Consider the following 17009-nt stretch of genomic DNA (forward strand, 5'->3'; position numbering starts at 1 on the left):
AAACAGATTGTGACGATTATTTGTACCCTTGATTTTTTTCGTTTTATACGTAAGTTATAGTGTAAAATCATACTCTTAATTGCGTGACAGCAATGTTGCCTGCAAAACAGACATCGACATCACTCCCTGGAGTACGTTCACGCTTGCCGTATTCACCCACATAATAAAAATCGTCGCCATCAATGCGATAGTTGACTGGTAAAGGTTTGGTACAAGGCTGACAAAATACTAACTCTGGTTTGGGTTCTCCTGGTTGTAAATGCGGTAAGTTCACATTCCAAAAGTATCCTGGCTCTAGAGGACGGTGGAGTAACTCAGCTAAAACTTCAGCCGTCAAGTTAGCAGCTAGTTCCCAGTCAAAATTTAGCTTGGCTTTACGATAGTGAGAAATAGCAATTCCTGCAATACCGTGCATGGCTGCTTCTCGGACAGCCGCAACGGTTCCAGAAATATAAGCATCAACCCCCAAGTTACCCCCAGCATTAATCCCCGACAAGACAAACTTGACATCTTGTGATATTTGTGTTATCGCAATCCTGACACAATCTGCGGGAGTACCAGCGATCGCATATTCAGTCTGAGAACGTCTTTGGAGGTTAATCGGGTGAGTGGTAGTAACTTGATGACCACAACCTGATTGGTGGTCTTTAGGAGCAGCAACGATAAAGTTTTTGCTACTGATAGCTTGAGCTAAAGCTTTGATGCCAGGTGCATCAATACCGTCATCGTTAGTTAAGATTATGGTCATAGTAATTTGTAGTTCGTAATTCGCAGCCTCTACCTTCTCCTCAAAACCTAACTTTGATCAGAGGGATTCCAAGCAGTCAGAAAATTCCAGTCCTCATCGTTTTCATGGGTGTCGACTTGCTCATTAGTGGGGTTTTTTCCCTGAATCAAATTGTCATAATTGCCAGAATCAACCCACTTTAAAAGTTCAGATGCTCGCATCACATTCCAGGGTAGACGATGTTCCATGAAGCTAAAAGCCTTGGTGAATTTATCTAAAGCATCCAAATTTTGCATATCAAAAGAACGAGCTTGCAGGACAAAATCGTTGATTGTGTCCTCATTCAAGTATTCACTCGGTAAGCCCCCTAATTTCATCAAGGCAGTAGTAGCAATATTTGCATCCTGACAAGCTAATAGACCGGCGCGATCGCCAGTAAATTTTGCCATAATTATCCAGTTGTATAATGCAATTTCTATACCGTTAATCGCCAGTCCACCTATACCCAGAGTCGTGTTGCTGATCAAGTTCTTCAACGCCGGCATAACATGAGCTATTTGTTGATAAGCCAAATACTTACCTTTAATTCGCGCGACTTCATACCCAAAAACAAACAATAATTCTTCACCAGATAGCCATTCCATCCCTTCCAAATTGATCCCAATTAATGGGTTCTCTACCCCTATTACATAAGATTGAATATATCCCGTACCACGAAACAGATATAGTTCTGGGAGAGGAGCAACATCTAAAATCGTACAAGCTTCAACAAAAGGTTCATAAAGTTGTGGAAAATTACGTTGTGTAACTTTAAACTCACTACCAAGTGTTTGCAACCGTAGCAATTTATCGATGCCGTATTCATTAACTTTTTTGAGCAACAGGGGTAGTACTGGAGTGCGTTCTAAAGACACCAATGCTTTGTGGTCAAATGGATGCTCATAAACTTCTGTTTTTAGCCCTGGGAATTGTTTTCTTGCCATCGATATTTTGCAACCTACTACGGAGAGATTTATGTAGATGACACTAGAATATATTCAATCACTCAACTTCCAAAAATACTGATTAGTTTGATAAATGTGTGAACCTGATGATTTTGACCTTAGTTGTGTAGTATTTTTGGTGCTAGTTGATCTTATGAAATTATCCAATGACACATACCCTCAACCAAGTTTTTAGGATGAGAAAGCTCCTCATCCAGATGATTTTACCTTTATTGGCGGTAATTCTGGCTTCTTCCCTATTTACTGCCCCTGCACTAGCTACAGGAGTATATCAAGTACCCAACCTAACAGCAGGCGATTCTACCTGGGTGATAGATCAGGGCGATGTAATCAGCCGGATTAATGAAGGTACAATTAGTAGCAGTTTCGAGGACTTGGCAAAACAAACGGGTAACGAAGTGAGATTCGTCACTATCCGTCGCCTAGACTATGGAGAAACACCAGAAAGTTTTGCTCAAGCCCTACTGGAAAAATGGTTTCCTAGCAAAGAAGCCCAAGCAAACCAAATTTTGTTAGTACTGGATACAGTTACTAACGGTACTGCCATTATTACTGGAGAGCAAGTCAAGCCTTTGCTCACAGATGCCATTGCCAAAAGCGTGGCTGAGGAAACATTAGCTGCACCCTTACGAGATGGTAATAAATATAATCAGGCATTTTTAGATGCTAGCGATCGCCTAGTTACTGTTCTCTCCGGTCAGCCTGATCCCGGCCCACCACAAATTGTTGACAATGTGCAAGTAGAAGGCACATTCAAAAAAGCAGAAGAAACCGATAAAGGTAACGCCACTGCTTGGGTAGTAGGACTCTTAATTGCCGCTACTGTCATCCCTATGGCAACTTACTACATTTATTTAGCGGTTCAACCATCATCTGAGGGTTAGGTTTAGGAGGTAGAAAGAGGAGCAGAGAGGAGAAATTTCCCTTTTCCCCCTGCCCTCTGCCCCTCTGATTAGTCCTGCACGTACTCTTGTCCTGTGACTAAAGCGACTTCAGCACGAACAAATTCACGACCTAAATAGGCAGCATGATCCAACTGAGTTACAGGACAGGAATGAGTTTCTTCAAAAATTTTCACACACAGTTCTTTTGCTGTTCTTCCACTGAAAACAGTTGTGTGAGTTCTTTCAACTTTACCCCTAGCCGGAATTACTTTTCCTGTTTCTGGATCTACAGCTAAACCACGTTCGTCAATTACATTTGTAAAATGCTTGGCATAAATTAAGCCGGAGGTTCTATCTAAGTAGATAATAAAATATCCGTTAGGGTCAAGGTCAATATGGCGCTGAGAAATTTTGTTATCAATGGCAGCTAAATCTTCAACTATCAAATCCATAAGCTTTAAAAACTAAATTTCTTTATTCAGGGATTTTATATTCTATATCAAGTGTAATCTTTATTGAACAACCATAAAAATCCATTTATTTATGAATGTAAATGTAAACAAGTGGGGTTTAGTAACTACTATGGGAATACCTGCGGGTAGACTTGCACAGATCGAGGAAAGCAAGCTGCAAAATTCAACTTAATTGCGCTACCACTTGATTTTCTAACAAAATGTTATTAGTTAATAAATCCTCGACTGTGATGCGTAAAAAGCGTTGTTCATCAACTTGAAATAAAATTTTAATGCGATCGCTCCCTGGAAATCCTGGTGGTGTGAGTTGGGCTATGGTTCTCGCACCTTCTTTGTCGTTTAGGGGCTTGACGCTAGTAACACCATTATCCAGGCGGCGGGTAATCAAGCGATCGCCATCAAAGTAAACTTCTGTACCGCCTGTTTCTGCACCTAATTCTCCTAATATTAATTCAATGCTTGGTTGATTCTCCAAGGAAGCACCTAAGACTAATTCTACTGGCTGGCTCATGGGGTAGCCTTGCCCATCCTTAATAATGGGATGCCAACTGTGGCGTTGGTTACGGCGATCCCAATAGCGCACACCATAACTATGATAGAGAAAATCTTTGATTTCTACGCCCTGGGATAGTTGCAATGCACCTTGAGCGATCGCCTCAAAGGGTTTTTCGCAACGTATTTTTTCTGGCTGAAAATATTGCTTCACCCATGTCTGCACTGCGGGTAGTTGCACCGTTCCACCAACCAATAAAACGGCATTAATATCTGTGAGTTCAATTCCTTGGCGGCGTGCTTGCTGCAATAAATTAGCTATTGCATCATCTAACTGCTCAAAAAAGCCGTGTTCTTTGAGGATGCTTTCTAGTGTGTCACGGTTTAATTCCAATTCGTAGCTTTCAAAGTTTTCATCATCAAAATAAACTTCACTGGCTTGGTTTTGACTGGATAGTTGAATTTTTACCCGTTCCGCTAGTCTTGTTGTCAAAGAATTTACCGCTAGTCCTTGAGTTTTGGCAAAGTAATCAACTAACCAATTATCAATGTCTGTACCCCCTAAATTCTGCCCAGCTTTTGCTAATACACGGGCAGTTTTGGTTTTTTGTTTGGAATCTTCGGCTAAGGATTTATTACCCCATTTGAGTAAAAATCCTACAGGTTTGGTGTTTGTTTGGGCGCTTTTATTTAATTGAACGAGGGATAAATCTAATGTCCCACCACCAAAATCAACTACTAACAAAATTTCTTGGTCTGCTAAACCATAACCCAAGGCGGCGGCTGTGGGTTCGTCTAACATCCGCACTTGTTCCACAGGGAGAGCTTGGCAGACTTTACCTAACCAATGGCGGTAAATTTCAAAGCTATCCACAGGTACGGTTAATACTAGAGAGTCTAAGCCACCTTCTAGGGGTGCGAGTTGTTGAATGACTTCGGTGAGGAACCATTGTCCTACTTGTTCAAAGGTGACAACTTGTCCGTCTAGTTCTGGTAGGAAGCCTTGGATATCTGCCCCAATTCCCCTTTTGAAGCTACGGAAGAATCGGGTATCACCTTTGAGATCAAGACCGCGATCGCGTACTTGTTGCCCTAATAAAATTTTAGCTTGGTTGGCATCTTCTACATAAACCAAGCTGGGAATAAGTGGGGGATTGAGGCTTTGTTGGATGGATAAGCCTGGTAAGGTGAGGGTTTGGGGCTGTTGGGTGACTGGGTTCCAACGAGCAATTACTGTGTTACTTGTACCAAAGTCAATCGCGATCGCCATATTCTTTTATTATGTTCGCGCAAAGGCGCAAAGTCACAAAGTGCTTTTCTATCAAAGAACTATTGTCCCATAAGCCACCATGACCGCAAATGGGCGATCGCTACTTCTTTTTGTTTCGCTTCGACTTCTATCCACGGAGCTTGTCGATAGATGTTGGGCATATCGGTGATGAGGTTGCTGTGTTTTCGATCCTTGAATGCTTGTTCGCCATTGGAAATATGGACTAGTTGCCATGCTGGGTTTGTCCAGGTTTCTCTGGAGGCGTAAAACATGACGGCGACGCTGGGATGATCGTAGCTATCTAGGTTTTCATGGCAAATATGATGATGGGCATCGAATACCATTGGGATCTGAGCTTGTTGGCACACGTCGAATATTTCTTCGGCGCTGTAGGCGTATTCGTCGTTTTCTAAAGTCAAACGGTTTTTGATGTTTTCTGGCAGTTTGGAGATGACTTTGACTAGTTGTTCACTACGTTGGGATTTACCGCCGTGAATATTCATCAATGACCAAGGGGAACGGGGTAGACCGAGTAAGTCGAAAGTACGGGCGTGTCGTTCTAATATTTTGATACTAGTTTGTACGATTTCAGGAGAGTCGGAACTGAGGACTACATATTGATCTGGGTGTAGTACCATTCTGATATTGAGAGCTTGCGATCGCTCACCAATCTTACCTAAATCAGTGCTGATTTCCTCTAATATATTGGTTCCTATTTGGTCTTCCATATCGCTGAGGGGAAATAAGGCTGAGGAAATGCGATACAGGCGAAGATTATTTTCCTGACACAATGTTAGGGCATCATGTAATCGCTGCAAGTTATGCAGATATATTTCTCGTAAGCTGCTTTCACGTTCAGCTAGAGAAAGTTTTAAATAACGTGTGCGCGTCATCGTCCGAAAGCGCACTTGTTTATCAAATGTGATGCAAACCAGTCCTAACTCTGGTTGAGCGTTTTTTTGTAACTGCGCTATCTGAGGCAGGTTGTTTAACTGGGTTGCAGCCATTGAATTATCTATTGTTACCACTGTTTTATTAAACTTATTTTTCTAGATGTGTGGGCAGTATCTAAAGCCTCAGGTTGGAGAGGCTATGAGATATAAATTTTGTCCCAGCAGAGGCAAAACATCTAGCTGTGGATAGAAAGCATTTCTATACAAATCAGTTTTTAACTAGTCGGATATATTTTTTTGATAAACCAGCAAGATTCACAAGTTGTAAAACCTCAGCCCGACAGGCGATTCATCACCACAGAACCAAAGAGTGAATGTCAAGATAATTAGATGTACCTTTCGGTGGCGCTGTCAAGTTTGTGAAATATTTATTAATATAAATGTATCACCCGAACTCAGAAATCCACACAGTAAGTATTTTGTCAACAGTCACGAACTTTAATAGCAACAGAATAGAAAATTATGAAAGACCAACCACAGTCAGACTCTAAAGAATTTGTAGGCAATCTCAAGAATGGGATATGGCTATTTGGCCTCTCTTCTTGGGTATTTGGTATTACTGACCGCAGCATTGCTTCCTTTGCCGATGGCTATCTATCTGCATTGGATTTAACGCAACTATTTACAGCAGCTACATTCTTTGTAGCTTGGCTATTTTTGAAGCCAACTTCTAGAGTTTAATTAAGTGGAAGTGCTTCACAGGTAGAACTTTTATGAAAACGGGAGTGCGCTTAGAGTACGGCGATTATATTCGCAAAGTCGGGGTAGTTCTGGAATTTTCAGAATTACCCTAACTTTTTAGCGATTCTACAAAATCCATTAGCAGAAAAACTTTTATCTTTGGGTATAGATCCTGATAATTTTTGATATAAAAAAGGGAGTAATTTTCATGATAAATTACTCCCTTTAAATTTATGCTTTTTATAAGCATTTTAGTACTTATAAAAACCCGTAAAACTAGGCAAAAGCAGCAGTTGTCACGTCGTTATTAACAAGAATTTCTTGCAATTCATCGGCATCTACAGTTTCTTTATCAACGAGCATTTGCGCGATTTGGTCGAGGATGTGACGGTTATTTACCAACACTTCCTTGGCGCGGGTGTAGGCTGTTTCTACTAGTTTGTGGACTTCTTCATCAATAGCAGCAGCTGTCTCTTCCGAGAAATCGCGCTCTGACATGATGTCACGACCGAGGAACATATTGCCTTGTTGACGACCGAGGGCGACAGGGCCGAGTTTATCACTCATACCAAATCGAGTAATCATTTGACGCGCCACACGAGCTACTTGTTGTAAGTCGTTGGAAGCACCTGTTGTTACTTCTTCTTCACCAAAGATGATTTCTTCAGCAATCCGACCACCCAAAGCTACAGCCATCTGATTTTCCAGATAAGCGCGGCTATATAAGCCAGTATCCATGCGGTCTTCACTGGGGGTGAACCAAGTCAAACCACCTGCTCGTCCGCGAGGAATAATGCTGATTTTTTGTACTGGGTCATAGTCGGGCATCAATGCACCAACTAAGGCGTGACCAGCTTCGTGATAAGCTACTAAAACTTTGCGTTTTTCGCTCATTACTCGGTCTTTCTTCTCTGGCCCAGCCAACACGCGGTCAATTGCGTCGTTGATTTCGTCCATCGAAATTTCAGTCAAGTTACGCCGTGCTGCTAGGATTGCGGCTTCGTTTAGCAGGTTAGATAAATCTGCACCGGTAAAGCCAGGGGTACGACGAGCGATTTTATCTAAGTCCACATCCTTGGCCAAGGTTTTACCACGGGCGTGAACTTTGAGAATTTCACTACGTCCTGCGTAGTCGGGACGGTCAACGACGACTTGACGGTCAAAACGACCAGGACGCAACAAAGCTGCATCAAGTACATCGGGACGGTTGGTAGCGGCAATAATAATGATGCCGGTGTTACCTTCAAAACCATCCATTTCGGTGAGTAACTGGTTGAGGGTTTGTTCCCGTTCATCGTTACCACCACCTAAACCTGCACCCCGTTGACGACCTACAGCGTCAATTTCATCGATGAAGACGATACAGGGAGCATTGGTTTTAGCTTGTTCAAATAAATCGCGGACGCGGGAAGCACCCACACCGACGAACATTTCCACAAACTCAGACCCGGAGATGGAGAAGAAAGGTACGCCAGCTTCCCCTGCTACTGCACGGGCTAGAAGGGTTTTACCTGTACCTGGAGGGCCTACTAACAATACACCTTTAGGAATTTTTGCACCGACGGCGGTAAAGCGATCGGCATTTTTGAGGAAGTCTACAACTTCGTTTAGTTCTAATTTGGCTTGGTCAATCCCAGCAACATCACCAAAAGTTACTTGGGTTTGTGGTTCCATCTGCACTCTGGCTTTGGATTTACCAAAGTTCATAGCTTGGCTACCAGGGCCACTTTGAGCGCGACGGAGTAAGAAGAATAAGCCTACCAGAAGCAATACGGGGAAAAATAAGCTGCTTAGTGCCTTAAACCAAAATCCCTCGTCGGTTTGGGGCAGAACAGTAATATCAACGCCTCTTGCAGTCAGAGTATTAATTAGTTCAGGATCGTTGACTAAAGTAACAAGTTTTTTACTAGGGTCATATTTGGGTGTAACCAAGGCTGTAGAACGGTCTGCACTCAAGCTGACTCTTTCTACTCTGCCTTTTTCAACTTCTTGAATAAACTGGCTATAGCGCCATGATTCCCGATTTTGGGGTTGCTTATCAAAAAAAGCTGTGCCAAGCGCAATTACAACAATAAATAGCAGCGCGTACAGCCCCGCATTTCTCCATCTTTTATTCACCGAGGTTTATCCTCCCGTATTTTTGTGCGTAGGGCATTATTAGAATTATGTTAACTTATCTTAACGTATACCAAAATGATACATCTGTCATGCTAAGAATAGTTCCCTGAGTTCCTGTAAACGTGGATGGTAGGAATCATATTGTAACGATTCTCTAGGCTGGTAAACGGTATGTATGGGAATAACTTCCACCACACTATTAGTGTAGGCGATCGCTTCAAAGCCGTTGACTAACTCAGGTGTCCAAGGTTCCTCCCGCACCTTCTGTTGATGAATTTGCAGCCAGTCAATTAACTGCTGTCGCCCAATTCCTGGTAAGATGCCATCTGTTAAAGGTGGTGTCCACCAACTCCCATTTTGCCACCCCCAAAGGTTTCCTGTGGTGGTTTCTAGCCAATTTCCGACGGTATTCACGAAAATAGCTTCTTGGGCATTCATCTTTGTAGCGTTAGTTTTTGCCATCCACGCACTCAGGTAGTTACCAGTTTTATGAGAAGGCAAACTTCGAGATATTTCTGGTTCGGCAATGGTACAAGCTACACCCTGTTTTTGAAGTTCTAATAAATTTTGGGGTAAATACCTACCAATTATCCACTCCCTACCATCAGGAAAGATGGTGATTCTGAGAACGGGGAATTGGGCCAAGAGTAATTCTGCACCTCGGCGGACAAGGTTCCAGTCTGGTTGTTCCCAGGCGAAAGCTTGGATGGAAGTGTGGAGGCGATCGCAGTGCGCCTGCCAATTTGTTAAACTACTATCTAGCGATTCACCATATATCCGCAGCGTTGTAAACACCGTTGCCCCATAGAGTAACCCTGGCTCATAGATATCTAATTCCAAAGTTTGCGACTCAATTAACTTACCGTTATACCAGAACATATTGATGATTGGGAAACTAACTGACTAATGACTAATCTTGTGGTGGAAATATAATTTGATTCACACCCTCAGGAGTCGTAACAATTCTGCCTCCCAACTTTTCAATTTCATTAATTGCTCTTTTCTGAGTTATTTCATCTACTTGATTACTTAATATCATTGCCCAAGTAGAAATTTGTGCATATTTACTATCAGGATTTTGCCTGAGAAAATTAGCTGTTCTTAAAGAAGTAACAGCTACATATTTACTTTCCTCATCTGTATAGTTAGTAGCCCAGTTAGCTGCTGTTGTAAACGATTGTTGAGCAGCTTGATAATTTCCTAAAAATAATAACTCATCAATTCCTTTATAACGCCAAACGTAATATGACTTTTCAGGTACTTTCGGTTTTAATGACTTTAAAGCTTTGTCCATCAATACTATAGAACGTTCTGGCATAGCAGCATAGAGAGAAATACTGGTTGAAAGACTAATATAGACTTCCAAAAATCTTGGATCACGTTCTATAATCACTTCAAAATATTCTGGACTCAGACCATAACCAGTTTTAGCTCTAATTTCTTCGTCACCAAAATATTGCAAAAAATTCAAATATACCCAATTAGCCATTAAGTTATCGTAACCAAAACTGGGTGTTTTTTTGAGTAAATTTAATCTCAGGCTCTCTGCTTGAATATCTTTTTCTAAACTTGCTAAAGAAATATCTTGTTGATTCTTCAATAAATTTTGTAGTCGGGGAGATTGTATCCAGCCAATGCTTAAGGCGCATAGGCAGACTACACAAGGAGCAAGTATCCTGTGACGAGACATTAGCATAAGATTTCTAGCCTTATTTTATATAAGTAGTCTGCCCGTAAAAATATCTAACTTTATCACTCAACTTGAAACATCTGTAAAGCATTCATCCTCTAAAGTACGGTAACACTTTAAACTAAAAAATCTTGAAGTCTTCCCAGGTAAGGACTTTAAGCAGTTTTATCCATTTAAGGTCAATATATTGTGCTTGAGGAAGATTCACATACATTGCCACAATATTAAAAGCTATGGAGTATAAATAAACAAGCAGAGTAAAGCTGAATATTTTAAGTGTTATGTTATACTCCTACCGAGCAGCCATTATCGAATATGTGCTGAACTCATTTGTTAAATTTACTTAACTTTATTTAATGAAAGTTAGTAAAATTTCTAACATCACTTAAAATGGGCTATTGTCTGCATTTAAACCCTTAATTTTTCATAACATCATGGAAATTACTCTCACAGAGGCATCGGTAAATAAAAGTAAAATTGTGAAATCAGAAAAAGATGATTTCCAATCAATCATCACGGATCTTGACTCTAATAATTTGGATGCTAATAGAATTATTGATGCTATTAAGTCGGCTATCGCTGAAGTTGTAGAACTCGAAATCACAACTTGGGTGGTAGAGCCATCAACACAATCAGAGGAAGAATTAGCAAATAGTACGGAACCGGCTAAACCAGGCAACCGAATTTACACAAAAATTAATTTGATCAGTGGGGATATAGAAAATGAAGTTGGAAGTCAATTTTTAGCTAGTGGCCCTTACTCAGAACTCCTCAATTTTCACTTGGTTCAAGTTAAAGATAGTCGAGAAATTATGCAGAAGAATATAGAAAGTGTCCAAAAAATATATAAGATTTTGATGGAGATGTATAACTCGCGGAAGACATCTCAACTATAAGGTAAATATTATATTTACCTGTTAATTTTTTTTGCCTCTACCTCTACTTAAAGGCATCATATAACGACAGTATTTACCAGGATTATAAGAGGTAATTGCTATGCAGAATAGAACTCAAGCAACAGACAGTCTTCAGACTCCAGATGTAAATGGGAGTATATTTTCTAATGATGTATCATTAAAAAATGGTAATCAACCCAGAGATGCTATTCAGTTTAAGTCTAGAGATTTATTAAACAAGTTTGTTTCGTCTGTCCAAGTATTAGTTGATGATATTACAGCCTTAGAAGTTAATACTATGGTTGTTTCTAATATCACTGGTGCTAAATTTAGTGCTTGGGAAGCTTATCAAGAAATTTATTCTATACAGGATAAAGATTATTTTAATGTAAACAAAATTCCTGAAGATATCTCATTACGAGAGCGTTATCAAGGTCTATTTTCTCAGCTTGAAAGAGAGTATTTTTATATAATTATTGAGCATGAGCAACTACACAATGAAAAAGTAGCACAATACCATCAAAGATTACAATTTTTAAAAGAAATTAAGAAAGGAAATATAGTTGAATCTGATCCCCGGTATATGGAATTAGCTCGTCCTATATTACCGGCTCCGACTCCTGTTTTAGATGGGGTAAATTTAGAAGATCAAAATGAAAATTGGAAACAAACGTGGGAACAAAATCATCGAGAAATTCAGACGCTCTTGAGTAATGATAAATTTGTGCGTACTCTGCGAAAGGTTGCTGAACTGAAAGCTGCTCTTGATGGTGGAGATGTGACAAATATTAAAACTGATACTATTTATGCTCAAACGGTTATGCAGTTAGACGGAGATATCATCACTCGATACCATAAAGACTTGTTTAGTTTGCCAGAGGAAACAAAAAGCTTAATTCTGCAAGTTCACAATGAAGGAGTGGTTGCTGGGGAAAAACAATGGCATGGAGTGCTGGATTTTGTAATTAATTTGGTAAGAAGTTTGGCGAATTTATCTTTAAATGGACGACGATAACATACAAACAAATAATCTTGCTGATCTTACAGTTGCTATTGCCTTGCAAATTCCCCAAGGTACTAGTTTACAGCTTCAGGTTAATCAAACTCATTATAGTTTTTATCTAAATCAGCAAGTTGTAGAACAAATTCAACAAGCAAAAAATACGGGTATTCCTCTTGATATTCCGCCCAAAGTTTTAATTCCTCTGTGGTACTATACTTGTTTTAGCCATAACGTTGTGCCAACAGATGAAGCAGAAATTACTAGTAAAGTTGTAACGAAGTCTTACATTATTTTTCTAGTAAATATTCTCAAAGCCTTTGGTAATAAATCTTTACAGAAAAACACAACTTTACAACCTGGATTTACTTTCACTTCTTACTATCAGTTAGAGCAATTACCATCTGTTAATGATTATAAACAAGACCGTGTTTTGCAAAGCGTTGTTTTATTTCATGGTGATATATTGCACAAAATTAAATGGGACTTTATCCAAAATAATTTGGATTGTCAAAAAATTATTGCTGCTCACTATTGGCTAACAGAACAAATTTTGAGTGCTTTGAGGAGTAAGTTGAACTTGTTAGTTTGGGAGATATCTTCGCTAGTTACTAGCGGTTTTTTGACATGGAATATATCTAAATTGGATTTACTATACTTAGGAAGTAATATTATATTTCTTATCATATTATGGTTAGTGATAACTGTAGTATTTATCTCTGTTCGTTATGTATTTGTTAAACAATTACAGAAAAATACTACTATCAAATACCAATATTTAAATTGGTTATCCTGGGGAATAACTTGTATTATTCCCATACTTTCATTGACAATTTTTAGTATGAGCAAAGGAATGATTCATACAAGTACTGTGTTATTACCATTTATCCCACCACTTATACCTCTAGTAGCCAAACGCAGTCTAAATTTTATCTTGCCACTGCTTGGTAAGTTGATGATACGCCGCTTATTGTCTGTGTGAGAATTTAAGTAGTTATCATCAACTACGAAAATGAAAAAACATGAACCATCTTTTTCTTTTTGTGTCTATGTGGTTCAATATTTTCTATCACTAAGACATAGAAGTCATCAATAATAATTTTACCTTTTCAATAGATGCCAACATTGTTGGGCGATCGCCCAATCTTCTTGAGTGTGAATTACTAACACTCGTACTGTAGAATCAGCAGTGGCGATATCTATATCCACTGGTTTGTTTTGATTTTTCTCCGGGTCAATTTTTAATCCCAAAAATCCAAAGGCTTCACAGGCTGCTTGACGAATACCTGCGGATTTTTCCCCTGCGCCTGCGGTGAACACTAACACATCCAAACCTCCCAGACTCGCCAGCATGGAACCAATACCAGAACGCAGACGGTGGACATACATATCCCATGCCAGTTGGGCGCGGTAGTTACCTTGAGTAATGGCTTCTATTACCTGGGGTAAATCGCTGGAAACACCAGAGATACCCCGTAAGCCGGAGGCTTTGTTTAAAACATAGTCTAATCTTTCGGCAGAATAATCAGATTGTCGCATTAAGTGAATAATAATCCCTGGATCGATGGAACCGGAACGGCTACCCATCATCAACCCATCTAAGGGCGTGAATCCCATTGTAGTGTCAACACTGCGACCATTTTTAATTGCAGCCAAAGAGCAACCGTTCCCCAAATGACAGGTAATTATCCGCAGAGATGCCACATCTTGACCGAGAACTTGGGCTGCGCGAGCAGAACAGTATTGGTGACTAATGCCATGAAATCCATAGCGGCGGATACCTTGTTCCACCCATTCATAGGGGCCGGGATAGATGGCTGCGGCATCAGGTAAGGTGGCATGAAAGCCAGTATCAAATACTGCTATTTGGGGGACATCTCCCAAGCTTTTTTCGATAGCTTCTATACCTTCCAAAGCGGCTGGGTTATGTGCTGGAGCTAGGTTTGATAACTTAGCGATCGCCTGTTTAACTTCTTCTGTAATAATTACACTACTGCGGTAATTTTGCCCACCATGTACTACTCGATGTCCCACTACATCAATTTCTGATAATTGACCGATAACCTTAGTCGCGCCACGACTGAGGGTATAAAGCATATAAGTGACGTGTGCTTGACGGGAGTCGCCATAAATAGATTCATGAAGCGTTTCACCCGTGGCTGTTTTCACTTCAATTTCCGCCACACCCCTATCTTGAGTCCAGTTAACTTTCCCTTCCCAAAGCGGCTGGGGTGCTTCACTCAGGAGAGCATCATCTGGGATTTCATACAAACAACTTTTTTGGCTACTTGAACCAGCATTCAAAATTAGTACTTTCATTACTTTTGCTTAATTCAGGTTTGTGAAGTGTGAGCTATATCGTTGCTTAATTTCAAGTATTTATTAAACTTATTACCGATATTTTAGGAAAAGCAAAGACGTGAACCGTTTCCAGAAGCTATCCTCAATCGTGTTTCTGTTATTAGCCTTTCTCTATCCGCCTACATTGGTTGAGGCTAAAGAAAGTACTCAAAATAATGTTCTCAATGAGCAGAGTATTGAAGCAGAAACAAACTTAGTTGCAGGTGAAAGTGGAGAACTTTTGCTAGCTCACCACCACCGTAGACAACATTATTACGGGCGAAGAAGGGCTAGACGGTATTATCATGGACGGCGGCGTAGAGGTCATTATTACAGACGGCGCAATCATAACAGACATTATTATCGGCAATACTATCGCCATAGACGATCTCACGGTAGATACTATCGCAGAGCGCGTTATCACGGTCAATACTATCGTAATGGAGGATGGGAACTTGTCCGCGATCGCTATGGGCGATTAGTATACGAGTGGCGACGTCATCATTAACGATTGACCAGATAAATTTTCTCGTTTTAGTGAGGTACATCTCACTTATTTTAGGGGCTAGAATGTACCTCATTTAATTGCCAATTAACATAAATCATTCATTGTACAGAACATCTGAAAACTATAATTGGCTTGGGTTAGAACTATTATTTGTTGTCTGTTATCCTCATACCGCATATCCATAATTTTGTGTAGTTGAAGCTATCTCCTCATTCCTGAATAAATTTCTTAGTATTCAAAATATCACTCTCAGGATAGATATAACCCTATTTAATAAGACTATATGTTTTTCACTGATATCCTTTTTTACTAACAATGAAAAACATGAAAAGTTTTGCAAAATTATCTTCCCTCGCCATATTACTTTGTGGCTTAGTTTATCCACCTTTTTTGGCTGAGGCAAAAGCTACCAACATCAGTAATAACATTGATCAACAAAGTATTGAACCAGGAGCCAACCTGATTAATGGTGAGCCTGGAATTACTTTACTTGCTCAACGTCGTGATGTCCGCAGACGATATATTCGTCGTCCAGTCGGTAGAAGATATTTACGTCGTGGTGTCCGCAGACAATATATCCGTCGTCCAGTCGGTAGAAGATATTTACGTCGTGGTGTCCGCAGACAATATATCCGTCGTCCAGTCGGTAGAAGATATATTCGTCCTGGTGTTCGCAGACAATATATCCGTCGCTAACACTAAGACTTTATGGAAACAGGGGATTTAATGGTTAGTGGCTGGGTTCCATCAACCAATAAGCCACTAACCACCGAATGAAGCAATCTAAACTTAGTGACTTGCGACTACTTCTAAACGAGCTAATCTCTCGGCTAGTAGTGTTTCTAACTCTTCCAGCGCTTTAGTAAAGCCTTTGATACCTTCGTCTAGTTTGTCATAAGCCATGCGGTCAGCCGCGTGCATCTTGTCGAAAGTAGCTTTGTCGATGGAAATCTTTTCAATATCCAAAGTAGCTGCTTTCGCTGGGTCAAGTTTGCGGGGTAGCTCACCAATGGTAGCTTGTAATTCACCCAACAAACCTGGGGAAATTGTCAGCAAGTCGCTACCCGCAAGCTCAGTAATTTCGCCAATGTTACGGAAACTAGCTCCCATAACTTCGGTTGTATAGCCGAACTTCTTGTAATAGTTGTAGATTGTGGTGACAGATAATACACCTGGGTCTTCCGCAGAGGGGTAGCTATCACGTCCGGTTTCTTTTTTGTACCAGTCAAGAATCCGACCAACGAAAGGAGAAATTAAGGTGATACCGGCTTCTGCACAGGCGATCGCCTGATGCAATCCAAATAGTAATGTTAAGTTACAGTGGATACCTTCTTTTTCCAGAATTTCCGCCGCTTTGATACCTTCCCAAGTAGAAGCAATTTTAATCAAAACACGCTCTGTGCCAATACCAGCTGCTTTATATTGAGCGATTAATTCCCGTGCTTTGGTAATAGTAGCTTCAGTATCGTAAGATAAGCGAGCATCTACTTCTGTAGAAACGCGACCAGGGATAATTTGTAAAATCTTTAATCCAAAAGCAACCGCCAGACGGTCAAAAGCTAAGGAGACAATTTGAGTTTTGCTTGCACCTGCGCCTGCATCTTTTTTAGCTTGGAGTAAGGTTTGATCTACAATTTCCTGATATTCTGGCATTTTAGCAGCTGCCGTAATCAGTGAAGGATTGGTGGTCGCGTCGCGGGGTGTAAACTTTTCAATTGCTTGAATATCACCTGTGTCTGCAACTACAACAGTCATTTCTCGCAATTGTTCTAGTAGATTTTTAGTCATAAAATACTCCATGATTTTAGTTTGTTAAGACTTACTTGCTGGGTTGCTAGATCCCCGACTTCTTCAAGAAGTCGGGGATCTGACCTTGCTTTGGACTAGTAAGTCCCTTTTGTTTAGGATTTACCCTATCCCCTCTTCTCCACACCCTTGCTTATTCCTTATAATTCTGATTTTGGCAATTTTTC

17 protein-coding genes are annotated in these 17009 nt (G+C 40.4%); 7 read left to right on the top strand and 10 right to left on the bottom strand.

All coding sequences use genetic code 11. From position 1 onward, the window contains the following. Window positions 1-67: 67 nt before the first annotated feature. Together surE and H6G18_RS02015 are read right to left on the bottom strand one after the other, a co-directional pair. On the bottom strand, window positions 68-748 hold the full coding sequence (gene surE, locus H6G18_RS02010) for a 5'/3'-nucleotidase SurE (protein WP_190405401.1): 681 nt from the start codon (window positions 746-748) through the stop codon (window positions 68-70). Window positions 749-795: 47 nt separating this feature from the next. After that, a complete protein-coding gene (locus H6G18_RS02015) occupies window positions 796-1710 on the bottom strand; it encodes a M48 family metallopeptidase (protein ID WP_190405402.1) in 915 nt (304 codons plus the stop codon). A 167-nt stretch (window positions 1711-1877) separates the two neighbouring features. On the opposite strand from H6G18_RS02015, the gene psb32 reads away from it, so the two are divergent. Continuing rightward, window positions 1878-2615: a photosystem II repair protein Psb32 gene (gene psb32, locus H6G18_RS02020; RefSeq protein WP_190405403.1), complete on the top strand. Its 738-nt coding sequence runs from the start codon at window positions 1878-1880 to the stop codon at window positions 2613-2615. 68 nt (window positions 2616-2683) lie between these two features. Here psb32 and H6G18_RS02025 read toward each other — a convergent pair whose 3' ends face one another. The 3 genes from H6G18_RS02025 to uvsE all read right to left on the bottom strand — a co-directional run bounded on the left by H6G18_RS02025 (window position 2684) and on the right by uvsE (window position 5857). Further along, window positions 2684-3067 carry a DUF4346 domain-containing protein gene (locus H6G18_RS02025; protein ID WP_190405404.1) on the bottom strand — a complete coding sequence of 128 codons (384 nt, stop codon included), beginning with the start codon at window positions 3065-3067 and terminating at the stop codon, window positions 2684-2686. 184 nt (window positions 3068-3251) lie between these two features. Continuing rightward, a complete protein-coding gene (locus tag H6G18_RS02030) occupies window positions 3252-4850 on the bottom strand; it encodes an Hsp70 family protein (protein ID WP_190405405.1) in 1599 nt (532 codons plus the stop codon). 59 nt (window positions 4851-4909) lie between these two features. Then, a complete protein-coding gene (gene uvsE / locus H6G18_RS02035; protein ID WP_190405406.1) occupies window positions 4910-5857 on the bottom strand; it encodes a UV DNA damage repair endonuclease UvsE in 948 nt (315 codons plus the stop codon). 408 nt (window positions 5858-6265) lie between these two features. Here uvsE and H6G18_RS02040 point away from each other — a divergent pair, with 408 nt between their 5' ends. After that, window positions 6266-6484 carry a hypothetical protein gene (locus H6G18_RS02040; protein ID WP_190405407.1) on the top strand — a complete coding sequence of 73 codons (219 nt, stop codon included), beginning with the start codon at window positions 6266-6268 and terminating at the stop codon, window positions 6482-6484. A 276-nt stretch (window positions 6485-6760) separates the two neighbouring features. On the opposite strand, the gene ftsH3 is transcribed toward H6G18_RS02040, so the two are convergent. The 3 genes from ftsH3 to H6G18_RS02055 all read right to left on the bottom strand — a co-directional run bounded on the left by ftsH3 (window position 6761) and on the right by H6G18_RS02055 (window position 10298). Next, a complete protein-coding gene (gene ftsH3 / locus H6G18_RS02045) occupies window positions 6761-8602 on the bottom strand; it encodes an ATP-dependent zinc metalloprotease FtsH3 (RefSeq protein ID WP_190405408.1) in 1842 nt (613 codons plus the stop codon). An 87-nt stretch (window positions 8603-8689) separates the two neighbouring features. Beyond that, the gene (locus H6G18_RS02050) at window positions 8690-9481 is read right to left on the bottom strand and encodes an aminotransferase class IV (RefSeq protein ID WP_190405409.1); all 792 of its coding nucleotides are present in this window, start codon (window positions 9479-9481) and stop codon (window positions 8690-8692) included. Window positions 9482-9512: 31 nt separating this feature from the next. Then, window positions 9513-10298, bottom strand: a complete 786-nt coding sequence (locus H6G18_RS02055; RefSeq protein ID WP_190405410.1) for a hypothetical protein — start codon at window positions 10296-10298, stop codon at window positions 9513-9515. 392 nt (window positions 10299-10690) lie between these two features. Between H6G18_RS02055 and H6G18_RS02060 the strand changes: the two genes are divergently transcribed. From H6G18_RS02060 to H6G18_RS02070, 3 genes are all read left to right on the top strand, one after another. Next, a complete protein-coding gene (locus H6G18_RS02060; protein ID WP_242040145.1) occupies window positions 10691-11188 on the top strand; it encodes a hypothetical protein in 498 nt (165 codons plus the stop codon). Between the two features lie 100 nt (window positions 11189-11288). Then, a complete protein-coding gene (locus tag H6G18_RS02065; protein WP_190405412.1) occupies window positions 11289-12203 on the top strand; it encodes a hypothetical protein in 915 nt (304 codons plus the stop codon). Continuing rightward, window positions 12190-13170: a hypothetical protein gene (locus H6G18_RS02070; protein WP_190405413.1), complete on the top strand. Its 981-nt coding sequence runs from the start codon at window positions 12190-12192 to the stop codon at window positions 13168-13170. The genes H6G18_RS02065 and H6G18_RS02070 overlap by 14 nt, the downstream gene beginning before the upstream one ends. A 119-nt stretch (window positions 13171-13289) precedes the next feature. Here the strand turns inward: H6G18_RS02070 and H6G18_RS02075 are convergent, their stop codons facing one another. After that, on the bottom strand, window positions 13290-14507 hold the full coding sequence (locus H6G18_RS02075; protein WP_190405414.1) for an acetate kinase: 1218 nt from the start codon (window positions 14505-14507) through the stop codon (window positions 13290-13292). A 100-nt stretch (window positions 14508-14607) separates the two neighbouring features. On the opposite strand from H6G18_RS02075, the gene H6G18_RS02080 reads away from it, so the two are divergent. Continuing rightward, a complete protein-coding gene (locus tag H6G18_RS02080; RefSeq protein ID WP_190405415.1) occupies window positions 14608-15036 on the top strand; it encodes a hypothetical protein in 429 nt (142 codons plus the stop codon). Between the two features lie 324 nt (window positions 15037-15360). After that, window positions 15361-15732, top strand: a complete 372-nt coding sequence (locus H6G18_RS02085; protein WP_190405416.1) for a hypothetical protein — start codon at window positions 15361-15363, stop codon at window positions 15730-15732. A gap of 93 nt (window positions 15733-15825) precedes the next feature. On the opposite strand, the gene H6G18_RS02090 is transcribed toward H6G18_RS02085, so the two are convergent. Further along, window positions 15826-16824, bottom strand: a complete 999-nt coding sequence (locus tag H6G18_RS02090; protein ID WP_190405417.1) for a transaldolase — start codon at window positions 16822-16824, stop codon at window positions 15826-15828. Window positions 16825-17009: the final 185 nt, after the last annotated feature.

It is taken from the genome of Anabaena subtropica FACHB-260 (assembly GCF_014697105.1).
Taxonomy (GTDB): domain Bacteria; phylum Cyanobacteriota; class Cyanobacteriia; order Cyanobacteriales; family Nostocaceae; genus Trichormus; species Trichormus subtropicus.

Bases quoted from the DNA above. Each gene is read 5' to 3' on its own strand.
- surE (WP_190405401.1), bottom strand. From the start codon at position 748: ATGACCATAATCTTAACTAACGATGACGGTATTGATGCACCTGGCATC.
- H6G18_RS02015 (WP_190405402.1), bottom strand. From the start codon at position 1,710: ATGGCAAGAAAACAATTCCCAGGGCTAAAAACAGAAGTTTATGAGCAT.
- psb32 (WP_190405403.1), top strand. From the start codon at position 1,878: ATGACACATACCCTCAACCAAGTTTTTAGGATGAGAAAGCTCCTCATC.
- H6G18_RS02025 (WP_190405404.1), bottom strand. From the start codon at position 3,067: ATGGATTTGATAGTTGAAGATTTAGCTGCCATTGATAACAAAATTTCT.
- H6G18_RS02030 (WP_190405405.1), bottom strand. From the start codon at position 4,850: ATGGCGATCGCGATTGACTTTGGTACAAGTAACACAGTAATTGCTCGT.
- uvsE (WP_190405406.1), bottom strand. From the start codon at position 5,857: ATGGCTGCAACCCAGTTAAACAACCTGCCTCAGATAGCGCAGTTACAA.
- H6G18_RS02040 (WP_190405407.1), top strand. From the start codon at position 6,266: ATGAAAGACCAACCACAGTCAGACTCTAAAGAATTTGTAGGCAATCTC.
- H6G18_RS02050 (WP_190405409.1), bottom strand. From the start codon at position 9,481: ATGTTCTGGTATAACGGTAAGTTAATTGAGTCGCAAACTTTGGAATTA.
- H6G18_RS02055 (WP_190405410.1), bottom strand. From the start codon at position 10,298: ATGCTAATGTCTCGTCACAGGATACTTGCTCCTTGTGTAGTCTGCCTA.
- H6G18_RS02065 (WP_190405412.1), top strand. From the start codon at position 11,289: ATGCAGAATAGAACTCAAGCAACAGACAGTCTTCAGACTCCAGATGTA.
- H6G18_RS02070 (WP_190405413.1), top strand. From the start codon at position 12,190: ATGGACGACGATAACATACAAACAAATAATCTTGCTGATCTTACAGTT.
- H6G18_RS02075 (WP_190405414.1), bottom strand. From the start codon at position 14,507: ATGAAAGTACTAATTTTGAATGCTGGTTCAAGTAGCCAAAAAAGTTGT.
- H6G18_RS02085 (WP_190405416.1), top strand. From the start codon at position 15,361: ATGAAAAGTTTTGCAAAATTATCTTCCCTCGCCATATTACTTTGTGGC.
- H6G18_RS02090 (WP_190405417.1), bottom strand. From the start codon at position 16,824: ATGACTAAAAATCTACTAGAACAATTGCGAGAAATGACTGTTGTAGTT.